Source organism: Xanthomonas hortorum (genome assembly GCF_024339125.1).
GTDB lineage: Bacteria > Pseudomonadota > Gammaproteobacteria > Xanthomonadales > Xanthomonadaceae > Xanthomonas > Xanthomonas hortorum.
The window spans coordinates 3,447,442-3,461,568 of sequence record NZ_CP101417.1 but is presented as its reverse complement, the minus strand read 5'-3'; the positions used below and the strand labels follow the sequence as shown (position 1 = coordinate 3,461,568).

Annotated in this window: 15 protein-coding genes, 1 tRNA gene and 1 pseudogene; 10 read left to right on the top strand and 7 right to left on the bottom strand. The window is 56.3% G+C overall.

Annotated features, from left to right (window positions below):
* Nucleotides 1–19: 19 nt before the first annotated feature.
* On the top strand, nt 20–859 hold the full coding sequence (locus NMB96_RS14915; protein ID WP_255085122.1) for a site-specific integrase: 840 nt from the start codon (nt 20–22) through the stop codon (nt 857–859).
* 174 nt (nt 860–1,033) lie between these two features.
* Here NMB96_RS14915 and NMB96_RS14910 read toward each other — a convergent pair whose 3' ends face one another.
* Entirely contained in the window at nt 1,034–1,303 is a 270-nt protein-coding gene (locus NMB96_RS14910) for an EexN family lipoprotein (protein WP_152971768.1), read from the bottom strand.
* A gap of 75 nt (nt 1,304–1,378) precedes the next feature.
* On the opposite strand from NMB96_RS14910, the pseudogene NMB96_RS14905 reads away from it, so the two are divergent.
* Both NMB96_RS14905 and NMB96_RS14900 read left to right on the top strand, forming a co-directional pair.
* Nucleotides 1,379–1,579 (top strand): annotated as a pseudogene (locus NMB96_RS14905) (integrase); the annotation flags it as partial.
* A 129-nt stretch (nt 1,580–1,708) separates the two neighbouring features.
* Entirely contained in the window at nt 1,709–2,473 is a 765-nt protein-coding gene (locus NMB96_RS14900; RefSeq protein ID WP_255085121.1) for a hypothetical protein, read from the top strand.
* 99 nt (nt 2,474–2,572) lie between these two features.
* Here the strand turns inward: NMB96_RS14900 and NMB96_RS14895 are convergent, their stop codons facing one another.
* The 3 genes from NMB96_RS14895 to NMB96_RS14885 form a co-directional block, all read right to left on the bottom strand.
* Nucleotides 2,573–3,556: a hypothetical protein gene (locus tag NMB96_RS14895; RefSeq protein WP_039513932.1), complete on the bottom strand. Its 984-nt coding sequence runs from the start codon at nt 3,554–3,556 to the stop codon at nt 2,573–2,575.
* Between the two features lie 164 nt (nt 3,557–3,720).
* Complete coding sequence (locus NMB96_RS14890; protein WP_166743178.1) at nt 3,721–4,794, bottom strand: CHAT domain-containing protein; 1,074 nt, start codon at nt 4,792–4,794, stop codon at nt 3,721–3,723.
* Nucleotides 4,795–4,961: 167 nt separating this feature from the next.
* On the bottom strand, nt 4,962–5,363 hold the full coding sequence (locus NMB96_RS14885) for a helix-turn-helix domain-containing protein (protein ID WP_255085120.1): 402 nt from the start codon (nt 5,361–5,363) through the stop codon (nt 4,962–4,964).
* Nucleotides 5,364–5,414: 51 nt separating this feature from the next.
* Between NMB96_RS14885 and NMB96_RS14880 the strand changes: the two genes are divergently transcribed.
* The 7 genes from NMB96_RS14880 to NMB96_RS14850 all read left to right on the top strand — a co-directional run bounded on the left by NMB96_RS14880 (nt 5,415) and on the right by NMB96_RS14850 (nt 11,909).
* Nucleotides 5,415–6,176: a hypothetical protein gene (locus NMB96_RS14880; protein WP_255085119.1), complete on the top strand. Its 762-nt coding sequence runs from the start codon at nt 5,415–5,417 to the stop codon at nt 6,174–6,176.
* 35 nt (nt 6,177–6,211) lie between these two features.
* On the top strand, nt 6,212–6,526 hold the full coding sequence (locus tag NMB96_RS14875; protein ID WP_255085118.1) for a hypothetical protein: 315 nt from the start codon (nt 6,212–6,214) through the stop codon (nt 6,524–6,526).
* Nucleotides 6,523–6,903 carry a hypothetical protein gene (locus NMB96_RS14870; RefSeq protein ID WP_255085117.1) on the top strand — a complete coding sequence of 127 codons (381 nt, stop codon included), beginning with the start codon at nt 6,523–6,525 and terminating at the stop codon, nt 6,901–6,903. Before NMB96_RS14875 ends, NMB96_RS14870 begins: the two co-directional genes overlap by 4 nt.
* Before the next feature lie 317 nt (nt 6,904–7,220).
* On the top strand, nt 7,221–8,357 hold the full coding sequence (locus NMB96_RS14865; protein WP_255085116.1) for an ABC-three component system protein: 1,137 nt from the start codon (nt 7,221–7,223) through the stop codon (nt 8,355–8,357).
* Nucleotides 8,354–8,884, top strand: coding sequence for a three component ABC system middle component (locus NMB96_RS14860; protein WP_233362711.1), 531 nt, complete (start codon nt 8,354–8,356; stop codon nt 8,882–8,884). Before NMB96_RS14865 ends, NMB96_RS14860 begins: the two co-directional genes overlap by 4 nt.
* Nucleotides 8,881–10,839 (top strand): DUF3732 domain-containing protein, encoded by a 1,959-nt coding sequence (locus NMB96_RS14855; RefSeq protein ID WP_255085115.1) that lies wholly within the window; start codon nt 8,881–8,883, stop codon nt 10,837–10,839. The genes NMB96_RS14860 and NMB96_RS14855 overlap by 4 nt, the downstream gene beginning before the upstream one ends.
* 74 nt (nt 10,840–10,913) lie before the next feature.
* Nucleotides 10,914–11,909, top strand: a complete 996-nt coding sequence (locus tag NMB96_RS14850; protein ID WP_255085114.1) for a hypothetical protein — start codon at nt 10,914–10,916, stop codon at nt 11,907–11,909.
* Between the two features lie 10 nt (nt 11,910–11,919).
* Here NMB96_RS14850 and NMB96_RS14845 read toward each other — a convergent pair whose 3' ends face one another.
* From NMB96_RS14845 to NMB96_RS14835, 3 genes are all read right to left on the bottom strand, one after another.
* On the bottom strand, nt 11,920–12,258 hold the full coding sequence (locus NMB96_RS14845; protein ID WP_255085113.1) for a hypothetical protein: 339 nt from the start codon (nt 12,256–12,258) through the stop codon (nt 11,920–11,922).
* A gap of 74 nt (nt 12,259–12,332) precedes the next feature.
* Nucleotides 12,333–13,817, bottom strand: a complete 1,485-nt coding sequence (locus NMB96_RS14840) for a site-specific integrase (RefSeq protein WP_255085112.1) — start codon at nt 13,815–13,817, stop codon at nt 12,333–12,335.
* Between the two features lie 84 nt (nt 13,818–13,901).
* Nucleotides 13,902–13,991, bottom strand: a tRNA-Ser gene (locus tag NMB96_RS14835).
* Nucleotides 13,992–14,127: the final 136 nt, after the last annotated feature.

The following is a 14,127-nucleotide window of genomic DNA, read 5'->3' as shown; positions in this document are numbered from 1 at the left end:
ACCCTTTCGGAATTCAGTCATGAGCATCACCAGCACGCCTACTGCCGAACATCTGTCCTCTCTCCTCAATCAACGCCTACCTGGCAAAGTAATCTTTCGAACACTTCGCAGCACTGCAAGCACCGCATTTGTTATGAATGCCGAATCTCACCACCAACGCCCACAGCGTCTTGCTGAGAGCGACCTAGCGACGATTTTCGCATCTCCGGCCTACGATCAATGGGCAGCCAACGAACCGCTGCTTTTTTGGGCACCCTTGCTCGGACTCTACATGGGTGTCCGGGCATCGGAGGCGGCTGCGCTGTCTATCGACGACATCATCGAACCCGCCGGGCTGATGTGCATCGTGCTCAATAATCGAGCTGCGCCGGAATCGAAAAGCACCACTGACTCCAAATACCGAACTCGACAGAGGCATAGCACAGGGTCAATGCCGGTGCCGAAAGTGTTGCTTGATGCCGGGTTTCCGGACTACGTCGCAGCCATCAAAAGCAAGGACAGGCGGGAACTCTTTCCCACCAGCCAGAGGGAGCGAACAGCCGACACAGCCGCATGGCTTAGGAGCAAGTTCGCTCGATACTTGCGCTCTCATGGCATCAAAAAAAGCGGATTCTCAGCGCTACGCCAGACCTTCGGAGAACGCTTGATGGATGCTGACATCAGCTGGGCTGATAAAAGGGAGTTGGCCCGAGCGTCAGAGCGCCACTTCCCGGCTTTTACGTGGTTCCTTTACCCAAGTTGTCGGATGAGTAGCCTAAAAAAATCGCTGAATAAGATCTCCTGTGATGGGCTGACCTTGCCACGCTTTATGGGCGACCAGGTGCTTGTGCGCACGCATGGGGCTGCCCGTTACGGGTAACTCTTCCAGCCTCAGAAAAAGCGAAGCAGATCGCAAAAGAGCGGAACCCTAGCTTGTGCTACCTAATTCGTTTTGCACTATGGTGAACGCAGGAAGAGCGATCTTCTCTTGTGTTTATAAGTCTAGTGTTACTCAGGCACGGCTACCCTGTCATGGCTCGCCTGTCATCCCCAATCACGGCTTCTTAAAATCCTCAGCGGTCAGTGGCTTGAGGTCCAAGTGCCCACGGCGAGCCAAGGCCTTCTTGGCATCCGCCCTTTCTGCGTTGACGCAATCCGGCGTCTCGCGAAGCTCGCCAGGGTTGTCGCGACACCGAGCCAGAACGGCCTTCCGTTCTTCGTTGTGCTCAGCGTAATAATTCACCGTCTTCGGTGTCGCGGCGGGTGCTTGGCTGCTCACGGCAAGGCCGCATGCCAGGGCCGGTAGCCATCTGTGAAGGTTCATCGCCGCCACTCCCTAGTTGTTAGGAATGATCAACGTATCGCGGCTCCATGAGGAGTGCAACGGCTCAGGGACGATGCGCTCGTCACAGGCCACAGCACCGATCCCCGCGACCGCGTCCAAGTGCTGCGCAGGCACTACCTCCACAAGAAGCCGCAGGTGACGCGCAGCAAGCAGATCAGCGCTTTGGAGCTGTATCAGCCCAACGTGGAGCTGCCGCGCTACCAGCGGGGACAGTTCACCAAGTGCTTGGCCGATCCCAGCAAGTTTTATCCCTAGTCCAAGGGCTCAGAAAAATATAAGGGCTGCGGTCACTCAGCATTAGACTATTGACCAATTTTTCCACATCATGAGAATAAACCTCATGCAACTTCAATCCCGATGCGCCCATCCCCAGAAAATAGAGAAATGAATAGACAGTCACGACTTGCACCTTGGATCTATGTCCTTGCCGTTGTGGCTGCCTCCGGTTGCATAGCAACTCTCGCATGGGCAGGGGAAATCCAATCAAAAGACCTCGCCCTAGCGCTCCTTGCGCTTCTAAGCACGTTTTTCGGCGCACAGTTTGCCTTCCGACTAGGTGAACGTCGCGAGTTGGAAAAGGAGGTTCAGCGACGAATTTCGGCAATTAATCGATCGCTACTGGTTTTAGGCGCTCAACACAACGAAATAAGAACCATGAAAAAAGAACTAGAAAAGTTCGAAAAAGACGTGGACTGCGCCCTCGGAATGAACGCCTTTGTTCCTCCGGATACCATAGGGCTTTCTCAAAAAATCGATGATTTGGATTTTCTAATCGATTCATCAGATCCGAACCTCATTTTTAAAATTCACATTGAGCAACTACGATTCGACCAAACACTTGTCGCTACTCGCTTGAGAGCACAGCACTGTTTAGATGAGTTACAGCCTGCATTTGCAGCTTCCACCCTGGCAAGAGGGGCCGCTTACAGTTACAAAGATCTGAAAGCAAATCTGGGTGAGCAAGTCCTGGAATCCGCGGTAAATCTCGTTACCACCATGCGGTATCACGTCTATCAAAGCGATGAGTCAATCCCCGTCTTGCAGAAAGAGATTAGAGAAATTGGGCGACGGTTATTCCCTAAAGCTAAAATTATCAAATTTGACCTAGTGGATGTGGACCCACAATTTGATCCAAGAAAATCACTATAAGGGAAGGCTAGATTTGCAAGAGGTTGCAACCCTCCGGCTCGCAGCGCGCGGCCAGCGCCACCGCCGCCTAGGCATTCACGCCGACTTTGGACATACCTCTCAGCCCCAATCGGCGAACGCCAGGATGCTCTCCATTCGCATGACGGCTGCTTCCTTGCCTAGCGCTTTTTTCCAAAAGACCTCTCTTTTTGCCTGTTCACCGGAACCATCCCATTCCACCACGCGGATGCGTTCCGGTGACCGTCGCTCCAACAGCTCATTGAGATGGGTATCCAGTCCGGAATATCCAAACAATATGACCTCGTTGGACTCCTCCAAGGCCGACTCCAGGTGCTGCCAATAGCTCTGCAAGAGCGCTGATGCGGCGATGACCGTGGGCTTGTGTTTGACATGAGTCAGCACGATGTGGGAGCCAACTACATCATCGTCTCCACCAAGCTCTCCCTGCTGCAACTTTCGGACGATGTCGTCCTGGTCGACGAACAGTGGGGAACCATGTAGATGAAGGTAGTAACCGAAAGTTCGCCCCCATTTCCGCTCCAGGTTCTCCGGCGAGAAGCCACGTCCCAGCATACCGTCAACCAACGCGCCGTCGTATCCGCTGAGGACATGCGCCTCAATCATTCGCTGATACAGCAGGTTGTCGTAGTTAAGGGTCGCGACGTGCGAGTGGGTCTCATGAAGAAAGGCGGCCAGCGGCTGAGCGAACTCTAGCGGAAGGAGCACATCCCTCCGGTGGAACTGGAGTGCCGTCTGATAAAGAAACTTGCGCACTGCGGCAGGAAATCTTTGCCCATGGTCGCTGAGCCAATGTGCACCGCCTTGACTCATCCGATCCAAGAAGTCACATGACGAGACCACCAGTTGAAGCGCGTCTAGGTCGCCCTCTCCGTGAGGTCGCTCTGTATCGCCATCATCCATTAGGCAGCAGCGAACCAAGGCCCGCGTCTCTGGATCAAAGATCCCTTCGCCTTCCCATGCCCGTCCGATCGCCTCGTCGAGCGAGAATAGGGTTGGGTCAAGAGCCATTCCTAGCCCGTTTCCAAATATAAGCGTCTTCCTCACATCCTTGTCCTCACGCATCAGCAGGCACTGTCCCTATCGGCGCGCACGTCGGATTCTTAAACAAACGTAGCATCCCGCGTGGCCCGCTGTTGAGGTCGTGAGCGGAGCGGCTGGGGTAGCTATCCATCTCTGAAGAGCCAAGTAGGATTTATGGGACCGGCCCCTGCGCTTGGGACGTAGTTTTAACCCGGGGGCCTGACCAGAAACACTTGGGATGGATCCACTCCGGGCCCAGCGAAGAGTTCGGGCGTATGCGCCTCAGGAATCCCTTCAAGCATCAGGGCCGCCCTAGCCTGCTCAAACGCCCCCGCTACCGATAGCCCAAACCCTACCGCCGAATAAAACTGGGCGGCGAAAACGCGAGCGGCCTGATCGCCGATGGACGTATTCATCCCAATCGCGCAGGGCACATGCTCCACGATCGCAGCGGCTTGGCCATGGGAAAAGCAAGTGTTGAAGAAGACAAGCTGGATATCGCCAGACCCCGCCATCATCGTTTGCACGATGGCTTCCTTACTGACCAGCTTGGACCGGCCAACGCTGTCTTGGAACAAGATGTCATCTTCTTCCGATCCATGACCGCTGAAGTGCACAACGCCCGGCCTGCATTCGTTGATGGCCTGAAGCACGTCCAACGGCTGGACCGCCCACCTGGACTCCAATTTCACCACATCACGGTGTTCGGACTTCCGCACCATTTCGTGGATGGACCTGGCCTCCTCGTCAAGCCGAAGCTGCTGTTGGTCAATGGGATTGGAGGCCAGGAACAGCACCGTTAACAGCTCTGGCAACTCCTGTAACCGCTGCAAAGTAGCCTCAGTGCTTCGGTGTAAATGGTCGTGGTGCGTAAGACGGCCTTGGACCCTAGAGAGCTCTTGCGCGCTCGCTACCATTGCCCGCTTACGCTCAGCATCTCTCTTCTTTTCCTCCTGGACTTGCTTTTTTTGCTCCTGAGCTTGCGCTGCGGAAAGTTGCCGGTTGGCATTTCCTAATCGCTCATACTCCCGGGCTATCTTCGTCTCAAGATCAGCTATCTTCTTTTGAATTGCGACGGCACTGCCTTCATAGCGCTGGGCCTCGCGCAGCTTCGACTGCTGTGTGGAAACAGACCTTGTCCGACTTGCGGCCGCCGTCGCATCGAACGCTTTCTTCTTCTCCCCAACGGCCTTGGTCTCTTCTCGAGATTTTTCGGTCTGGAGCCGAGCTATTTCCTTTTGATGTCTTTCGACATCCCTGCGGCGCTGGTCGACTGACATTGAATTTCCTCGATGCAGGTTAGAGGCAGTGCTCGCACCAAGGCGTAACACACGTTGGTGTCCGGTGCGGCAACATCCCTTATCCCTTGTCCCTAATCCTAGGCCTTGACAATCTCATTGCCTGAGATTCGGCCAAGCATCGGTTAGCACCGGCTCGACTATCTCCGTCATTCGCCGGAGTGCTTGCCTGCAAGATCCCTGAGTCGCTCCAAGGCCTCTTTTTGCTTGGCGACAGGCAACCGAGACACGAGCAGGATGATGTCAGCCAGCACGTCGGACGTGGCGTGGAAATAAGCGACTGGAAGATTCAACGCCTTCGCTAGTGCCTCGGCCGTCGCAGGGTCCGGGTCATGTTGCCCCGTCTCGTAGCGGCTCACACGCGTGGCTCCCGACACCGAGTCCACCATCCCAATGCGCTCCGCCAGCTCGGCCTGAGTCCAGCCCATGGCCATCCGCGCATGGCGCAGACGTGTGCCATAGACCGTGGCCGGTGTCTTGGGTTTGGGCATCGAGAAGATTGCACGAAAGCTGAATTCTCTCAGTGTGCCGCTTGGAAGCGGGCGACTCATCTGCGATTATCGTAAATGCTGCCAGACCGGCGGTCTACAGGGGCTTTTCCTATGAAGCACGCAGGACAAGGAGCGTTCGCTGCGCTCTTGGCGTTGACGCTCGTCTCTCCACTCAGTGCCCAAGCCCAAGAGGTGCCGGAGCAGAAGTCCGGCTTTTTCCGTCAACTCGGAAAGGGGTTGGCCGACACGGGCAAGCAGATGGTCGGCATCAAGCCGAACGCCGCGAGCAAGGCCGGCATCCAAGGGACAGGCTCGATCTACGCGCCCATCAATGGCGCCGGGAAGCTACCGAACCTCTTCAAGGGCGACAACCACCAGGCTGCCCAGGCGGGGCGCCTGGACTGGCCCCGAGTCGCGTTGACCTTCACCGAGTGGGGGGCTTCGCTGCCCTGCTGGACGGCGGAGGCCCGCATCTGGACCAGCCCAACCGCATCGAGCACAGAGACCTTCCGCACCTGCTTCGATGCTGCAGTGACGGAAACGGACGACCTGGGCGAGACGGCGGAGCTCAACAGCGCAGCCCTGTGGAAAGGCCGGGACTCGCTCAGCGGCATCCGGGTGCCGCCCAGCAAGCCCAACACGGGGGCTCAGCGGTCCACGGGTCCCAACCCGCCGGCTCAGCCGTTCGTGGTCAATGTGAGCCGGCCTGGCGTCGCTGACCGGGCCGTGGACGTGTCGCTGCGCATCGCTTGGGTAGCCGGCTTTATCCAGACCGCCGACCTGCACCCGGGCCCCTCCGGAATGCTGACCCCGTTCAAGGACAGCCGGATGTGGATCGCCGGGTTCAAGCCCGACGGCAACCGCGACAAGTAACCCTGCCCTCCCCCACTCCCTCTCAAAGGACAGACATGAAACACGCAAGGATCGGCCTGATCGCTCTGACTATGGCCTTGAGCCTCACTGCCTGTAGTGGCAAGCCCTCGTCTGAAAACGCCAAAGAGGCATTCGTCCGGTTGCTGAAAGACAGCGGCGCCGGCCAAGTCACCGACGTTCAGAATTTCGAGCTCACCGGCTGCGTTGAGGCGGAGGGCGTCGACGGCTATCGCTGCGACACGAGGGGCAAGGTGGCGATCGACATCGGAGGCCGGCAAGTGCCCATCCCCGTGAGCAAGAACCTGCGCTACGCCAAGAGCGACGGCACCTGGAGGGCCTACGCCAAATGAAGACCCAACCCGATTCGATGGTGGGAACTTCAGCCGGCGCTGTGGGCGGCTTCCGCGAAGACGTCGTCATGCGCGCTGCCCCTAAAAAGGTGACCACCCCGCACAACCGATTCTTCTGGTGGTTCTCGCTCAGCCTGCTCTTCCTGGGCCCATTCGGCTTCATCGTTGGGCCGCTGATGGCTCGGCGAGGACTGAGGAGGGCGGAGCGGCTCTATCCGCAGGAGGCTTACGCGGCTCGACGACGCGACCAAGGGTTTACAGCTGCGCAGTGGTGGGTGATGACCCCGCTGACCGTGATGGGGGCTTTCTGGGTCAGCTCGATGCTCAGCGGACTCCCCATGGTGCTGCTTGTGTTGTGGCTTCAGCTGACCCGCTGATCCCAATGGGGCATCTGCATCAAGAAAGCGCGGCACTCCGGGCTTTCTTTTTGCTCCATGGATTGCCGGTATTGCGTCGCTGTTGAGGCCGCCGCTCCTCAAGAAGCTATCCCCAACTAGCCGGACAATCCTCCTTTCGCTCCAGCGTTGGCCCCATGTCACATTCGTGCGAGGATGCGATCCACGCTCTGTCGCTCAGACTGGCAGGACGTAATTAATAGCCAAGGAATGGGGGACCGATGACGGGGTCGACTGCAGGGACGAACACTGCGTTTGGCGCTGGCGACTCAGCGCTGGGATACCTCTATCAGATCCGCATGGCGCTTCTGACCGCCTTGCGCCGCATCAACCCCGCAGACGACGACGATTTCTCGATTTTCTTGGAGACGCTGGACGACGTCGTCTTTGAAAAGACCGGGACGCCTCTTGAGCTTTTTCAGCTCAAGCACCACTCCAACGCGCAAGCGAATCTGACCGATGCCTCTCCGGACATCTGGAAGTCGCTGCGCGTATGGATCGAAGGGAGGAAGTCTGGGAACGTCACGCCACTTGATCGCTTGGTGCTCATCACTACACAAATGGTGGGCAAGGATTCGATTGCCAGCAAGCTTCTAGCAATGAATCGCGATGAGGATGCTGCGCTCACGGCCCTGCGAAACGTTGCACAAACATCGGCAAACGCTGAAAACGCCGCCGCTTACACCGCTTTCAAAGCATTGAGTTCAGAAGAACAAAAGGCTCTTGTTGCCTCCGTCGTCATTGCGCCCAATCAACCCAACATTGAACAGGTGGGTGAGGACATTCGACACGAGGTCCGCTTCACTGTTCGACGGGATCATGTGGAGTCTTTCGTCAGTCGCCTGGAGGGATGGTGGTTCACTCAGTGCTTGAGGCACTTGGTTGGGAAATCCAAAGAGCCGTTGCGCTGCTCTGCCCTGCAGGCGCAGATGGACGACCTTCGTCACCAACTGGTCAGCGCTCTACCCGTCGATGACGACATATTTGAGCATGAGGTAGAGATTTCCAGCTACGAGAGCGAGTTGTTTGTGCACCAAGCAAGGTTGACAGGGGCTCACCACTCGCGTGTCCTTGCTGCGGTCAGAGACTACTACCGGGCCTTTGAGCAGCGGTCTCGCTGGGTGCGGGAGCACTTGATACTGGTGGGTGACTTAGAAAAATACGAGCGCACGCTCCACGAAGAATGGGAAATTTCGTTTGCCCAGGCACTGGACGATCTTGGCCCTGGGGCAGCAGAGGAAGAACAACAAAAAATGGCACGCGCGGTTTTCAAGTGGGTGGAATCCGCGTGCCTTCCTATCCGGAAGAACGTCGACCACCCCAGCATCTGTCGCGGATCCTTGCACATGATGGCCAATGAGTTGCGCATTGGCTGGCACCCAGAATTTGAAGCCAGACTCCGACACCTTCTCGCAATTCCAGGAGTCGCGGCATGACCGTCCACCGTGAACCGAGGCTCATTGAGCCTCTATGGCGTCGTCAGCCGCAGGAACAAGTCCGCCTACTCAACCCTGCGTTCTTGGGAGCATTGATCTACAGTGCCGCAAAAGGATACGAAGAAGAAAGCGACGGCAGCGGTCTCCCCTATGCATTGGCATTTGTTGCTTTGCCGGCGGTCTTACAAAAAGTGACGCGTGAAGCCCTTCCCCGAGCCATCAGCACTAGCTTGGCAGCTTGGCTGAGCGTCCATCCATCTGCCTTGGTTGGATTTGCCGATCGGGCTAAGGCCATCGCTCCACTTGTCCGGCAGTCAATTGCGGTCGCAGCGTCGAGCGGAATGATTTCTATGGATGGGCATAGGCTTGTTCCAGAATTAAATGTGCGCAAGATCAACAAGTATTATCGCGACCTCGCCACACCTGAAGTGGCCGACTGCATAAAGAAAGCCCACTTCACTGGCCGCTGGTTCGCAGCTGCCGGCGACTACTCCACCGTTATGGCCCTGTGGGGCGTGCGACCATGAGCATTCAGATCCTAGACATCGTCATCTACCATGAAGGCCGCCCTCCCCGGACGATTTCGCTGAAGCCCGGCCAGGTGAACATCATCACCGGCGAGTCCGGCACGGGAAAGTCGTCTCTTATCTCTATCGTCGACTATTGCCTGGGCAGCGGGACCTGCGAAATTCCCCACGGCATCATGGCGAAGACCATCCACTGGTATGGTCTTCGGCTGACCGATGGCACGGAAGAACACTTTGTTGCACGTCGTGCCCCCGACAAGGGGAAGGCGACCACCGGGGACGCCTTCTACATTACCGGCAGCGCACTCGCAGTTCCCGGTTATGACGATCTGTCGGTTACGACCAACATAGATGCCGTCATGGCGCGCATCGAACTAGCAACGGGAATAGGAACTCATCGCCATGTGCCGCCAGATGGTCAGACTAGGGCACCCCTATCGGCCAGCATCCGGCACGCTTTAGCCTATGTTTTCCAGAAGCAAACGGAGATTTCCCAGCCTGGATTTCTCTTCCACGGACAAGGCGATCACTTCGTCGCTCAGGGTATCAAGGACACGTTTTCCTACTTTATTGGCGCGATGGACCACGACCACGTGGAGCTATCGGCCAAACTTCGCTCGCTGCGCCGTGAGCTTCGACTAAAGGAGTCCGAACTTTCCCGATCGCTTTCACTGACCAGCGAGGCTCGAATAGAAGGTCTGGTGTCTGAAGCCAAGTCCGCCGGACTTATTGACGCGGACTCTTCAGGGGGAAGCTATCAGGACATGCTGGAATCCTTGCGCGTCGCCTCGACTGCGCCGTTTGAAGACCAGCTCGCACGCGCGGAAACCGAGGTTGACCAACTGGCGTTAAGTCAGCTCACTGCATCGAGATCCGAGCTGCGTGTCCGCCTTCATCTGGTTAACGATGAGTTGCAGTCAATGTCGGGCCTGCGCACGGACGGCAGTAATTTCGCCAAAGAATCTGCGGAACAGGTATCTCGACTGGAGAGCATCGGTCTCATCGATGAGGACGAGCATACCTGTCCGCTTTGCAGCCATGCCCTGACGGAGACAGTCCCATCTGCCAAGGACCTGCGAGCAGAACTCGTGTCAGTGAGGACGCAGCTCCAGAACGTCCGTCGACACACTCCGGGCTTGGACACGTTGATTGGGGAGAAGACCAAGGAACTCGATGGCATCAAGGAATCATTGAGGAACAACTGGGCTGCGCTTGAAGCCGTGCGCGCCTCCGACTCCCGCCTTCAGTCGATGCGGGAGGTCACCTCTCGTCGTGCCCACGTATTGGGCAGGATCAGCCTCACCTTGGAATCGCTCCCGACCGCTAAAGACAACGAACAGCTCCAGCAGACCATCGATACCCTCTCCGGGCAAATCAGCGAACTGGAGTTGCAACTCAGCGACGAAAGCGTTCGCGAGCGCACTGCCTCGGCCATGAGCAGGGTGGCAACGCTGATGACTCGCTGGGCGAAATTCTTGGAACTGGAACACGCCGGAATCCCCTTCCGGCTTGACCCGAAAAAGCTCATCGTCGTCGCTGACACGGAAGACGGTGCCGTCCCCATGAGCCGGATGGGCAGCGGTGAAACTTGGCTCGGCTGCCACCTTATCGCCTTCCTCGCCCTACATGACTTCTTCGCACGGAGCGCGAGGCCTGTGCCTCGGTTCCTCATCCTGGACCAACCGTCGCAGGTCTACTTCCCGGCAGAGCAGGAGCGCGATGTAAACCAGGTCGGCGAAGAAGATGAAGACCGCCTCGCCGTGATTCGGATCTTCCAGCTCATCGTCAATGTCGTTCAGGACCTAGCTCCCCGCATGCAGGTGATTATCACGGAACACGCCGATATTCAGGAGCCTTGGTATCAAGATCTAGTTGTCGAGCGATGGCGAAACGGCAAAGCATTGGTGCCGTTGGATTGGGATGATGATTCCGTGACAACCCCGCCTGGGTCCTAGCTCAAGCTGCGCGACATCTGAATTTTCTCTCAAGTCAGAAAATCCATTTCCAAAATACTAACATTTCCGAAACTGTGGCCAACAATCAACCGCAGCTCGATGAAGGAAATCACATGCCACGGCTAGCAGAAAGTTCTGTTGTAATAGCATTTCGTGACTGGCAATGGCTGAATCGGTGCGCTGATGCAACTATTCCACCGCTGATGATCGTAATGGAAGGAACCCCAGAGTCGAAGCTGGGCGACCTTCAGATATCGGCATCCGAAAGACTTTTCCTCCTTGAGGTAAAATCAACGGAAGATACAATCCAGGAAGAGTGGACTAAAGTCAAATCTGACAAATCCCCCAACCCCAAACAGCTTTTTAGAAAAACTTGCCAACTACTCGACTCGCTCGGCAACTGCTATGACGAAAGTGATGAAATAGTAGATCAATTGAATCATGACAGAGCCATGGAGGTTATTGGTCAGTCCATAGCATGCCACCATTTTCTCTATTGGGATAAAGCGACTGAGGACTTCCGTATAGAACCATACTTGACCGCCTGCAGGCGAAAGCAAGGCTTCACCAAAGAAAACCTTGCTACTCGTAAAATCGCAATCAAGAATCGAGGGATCGCGATAGAAACATCCCGAGCCTACACGATCGGATCGACGAAATCACCACCCCATCAAGACGAGTCGATCCCAATAAACTTTAAAACCATCAGCTTCATTAGTCCGCACATGCTCAACGAAAAGTCTGCGCGCCTAATACATAAAGACGCCAATTACGGCGATTACAGCTGGGATTTTCTTGGACTTCAGTTTGATGAATTTCACTCCTACATCCAAGACATGTGCGAGGGAGAGTCCTTCAAAACAAACTGCGTCCTCCTATCAACTAGTGGAAAAATATTCGCTCACATTGTCGATACGGCAGATCTTCTGTCATTACTACAAAAACTGGACCCGAAAATAGAATCCACCAGCTCCCCCGTCAGCCATAATGAATCAGCTGACTTAAGGTTCGCTTCAAAGAAGCAGAAAAATCAGGGGCCAACCCCTACGCATCGAACAAACATTCGTTAGATTGACGACTTTATTTAGCCTGATGCCCGCCTGTCGCCCTAGCGCGCATCTGAGCCTCGATGCACGCATCTATGGTGTTGTTGTATTCCTTTGCATCCATCCCGTCAGGAACAATATTCCTCGCCGCCTCGTAGTCAACGAACGCCCAAGGACTTTCCTTCTCACGAAGACGAGTAAGCATAGGAATGCTCGATTCCAGACTCGTTCCCTTATTTACCAACCTTAGCAGGCGCTCAATAGTTTCCTGAAGGGTGGCTGCCTGCTGATGAGCGTGGCGCAGCAATTCTACTGGCTTCACCGCGCTATCACCAGCCTCAGACAGCTGGAAGATTGGATTGCTATTTTTCACTTTTAGCCACCTATTTTTCGCACACACTAATGGCCTATGAAAGAATGTCAACCTACCAGCCAGCGAGTAAAGAATTAAGACCCTTGATAGCCGAAACCTAACTGAAATGCATGCAAACCTGGAGAATGGACACCGAGCCCAGCCAGCTTCTCGTTAGCTGTAAATTCCCGACTATAGGTTGAATGATGCTCATCATCGAGCTCATGCCCAACGATCTGCGCACGGAGCTCTGACACCACTCCAGCTCCCTGAAGCTCCTGAATGAAGGTTTTTCTGAGGGAATGAAAGCCCCGCTTGGCCGGCTCCCAGTCCTTCCCCACCTCAGCCAGATGCCGACTGAAAGCCTTGGTGATCCAGTTCCCCTGCCCGTTCACGGCGGTGGCTTTGGCCGCTGGGAACAACCTCGTTTCACCGGCCTTGCGCTTATCGTCCACCCATTTCATAAAGCCCATCTTGAGCAGCTCAGGATGGAGGGGCACTGTCCTAAGGCTCACTTCGGTTTTTACCTTTTGGTGTTCGCCTTCGTCTGAGATGCGGATGCACGGAATACCGTCTTCTTCAAACACGTCTTTGATCAGCAACTGGCCGACCTCTGACGCCCTCGCCCCCGTATAGAGTCCAAGTAGCGAGGCCCAGCGGGCCGACTCTGAAAGCCTGCCGAGCGCCTCGGGGGCAAACAGGGCTTGGATCTGGGCCCTGTCGTAGGCCTTGAACCCCAGCTTCTTTCGGGCCCGCTTCTCACGCTGGGAATAGCTGACATGGCCGGAGGCAGGATTGTCGCCCTTCGGGTAGTGGCCCGACGCCATGGCCCACTCGAAGAAGCCACCTTTGCCACCGATGTAGCTCTGCTTGTTCGTGAGGGTTGGCGTGGAAGCGCCCTTCTCGCGCATGTCTTGATACCACCGCGCCAGGTCGGACCGGGTGATGGCATGGACCTTGGCCTTCGGACCCAGGAATGCCACCAGCGCCTCGATGGCCGTTTTTTTGATGGTGAAGGTCTTGGGCAGCGTCGAGCCCTTGAGGGTGGCAAGGAACGCGTCCCGAGCCTTGCCCAAGGTCATCGTTTCAAGTGCTGGCACAGAGGCTTGCCTCACAGGACTGGCCTGGTGCGACGCTTCGAATGCGTTGAAGGCCGCCACCGGGAGCCGCGATGCTTGGACGGTTGCCCCACCCCGTGCTTCCAGCTCCATCAACTGTCGATACAACTTCAGGTCTTTTGGGCTGTCGATCTGCCACTGTTCGGTCACCGTCCCATCCGGTTGGCGGGTGCGATTGAGCGTCAGTTCCCGGAGGTTTTCGGCGCTCGTCAGTCGAGCAATAAGCAGGTCAGCGTCCGACTTACTGAGCTTGGTCACGCGTTGATCCGTCAACTGTGCGAAGAGCCGAGCATAGCCCGCCCCAAGCACCACCGCACGCACATGCGCCTGCGCCAAGTCCTTCGTTTGCAAGGTGCGTTTGATAAGCCGGCAGCCCATCACGGTTTGCAAATCGACGGGCACACGTTGGACGAACGACCAGCGGCCGGTGGACGAACGGCTCAAATGATGAGGGATGCGCATGCGAGTGTTTCCTCTGCATGCTTCCTGCCTTCCAATCCAACCAAGTCAGATTTTTATGTTATAAATCAATGACTTAGAAGTGACTGGCGGAGAGAGTGGGATTCGAACCCACGGAAGGTTTGACCCTTCGCCGGTTTTCAAGACCGGTGCCTTCAACCGCTCGGCCATCTCTCCGATGCTGCTTTGATTCTGCTCTGCGTGGTCGCCGATGGCATCGGTGTATCACGCAGGCGCCACGCGCTTTGCGGGTGACGCTGATGGTGACCACCGCTTATGCGGTGTCACCCCCCGGGATCGCTCCCGGGCGCGC

Excerpts from the sequence above, each read along its gene's own strand:
- NMB96_RS14895 (WP_039513932.1), bottom strand. The coding sequence starts at position 3,556 with ATGCGTGAGGACAAGGATGTGAGGAAGACGCTTATATTTGGAAACGGG.
- NMB96_RS14890 (WP_166743178.1), bottom strand. The coding sequence starts at position 4,794 with ATGTCAGTCGACCAGCGCCGCAGGGATGTCGAAAGACATCAAAAGGAA.
- NMB96_RS14860 (WP_233362711.1), top strand. The coding sequence starts at position 8,354 with ATGACCGTCCACCGTGAACCGAGGCTCATTGAGCCTCTATGGCGTCGT.
- NMB96_RS14865 (WP_255085116.1), top strand. The coding sequence starts at position 7,221 with ATGGCGCTTCTGACCGCCTTGCGCCGCATCAACCCCGCAGACGACGAC.
- NMB96_RS14900 (WP_255085121.1), top strand. The coding sequence starts at position 1,709 with ATGAATAGACAGTCACGACTTGCACCTTGGATCTATGTCCTTGCCGTT.
- NMB96_RS14910 (WP_152971768.1), bottom strand. The coding sequence starts at position 1,303 with ATGAACCTTCACAGATGGCTACCGGCCCTGGCATGCGGCCTTGCCGTG.
- NMB96_RS14870 (WP_255085117.1), top strand. The coding sequence starts at position 6,523 with ATGAAGACCCAACCCGATTCGATGGTGGGAACTTCAGCCGGCGCTGTG.
- NMB96_RS14880 (WP_255085119.1), top strand. The coding sequence starts at position 5,415 with ATGAAGCACGCAGGACAAGGAGCGTTCGCTGCGCTCTTGGCGTTGACG.
- NMB96_RS14840 (WP_255085112.1), bottom strand. The coding sequence starts at position 13,817 with ATGCGCATCCCTCATCATTTGAGCCGTTCGTCCACCGGCCGCTGGTCG.
- NMB96_RS14855 (WP_255085115.1), top strand. The coding sequence starts at position 8,881 with ATGAGCATTCAGATCCTAGACATCGTCATCTACCATGAAGGCCGCCCT.
- NMB96_RS14885 (WP_255085120.1), bottom strand. The coding sequence starts at position 5,363 with ATGAGTCGCCCGCTTCCAAGCGGCACACTGAGAGAATTCAGCTTTCGT.
- NMB96_RS14875 (WP_255085118.1), top strand. The coding sequence starts at position 6,212 with ATGAAACACGCAAGGATCGGCCTGATCGCTCTGACTATGGCCTTGAGC.
- NMB96_RS14915 (WP_255085122.1), top strand. The coding sequence starts at position 20 with ATGAGCATCACCAGCACGCCTACTGCCGAACATCTGTCCTCTCTCCTC.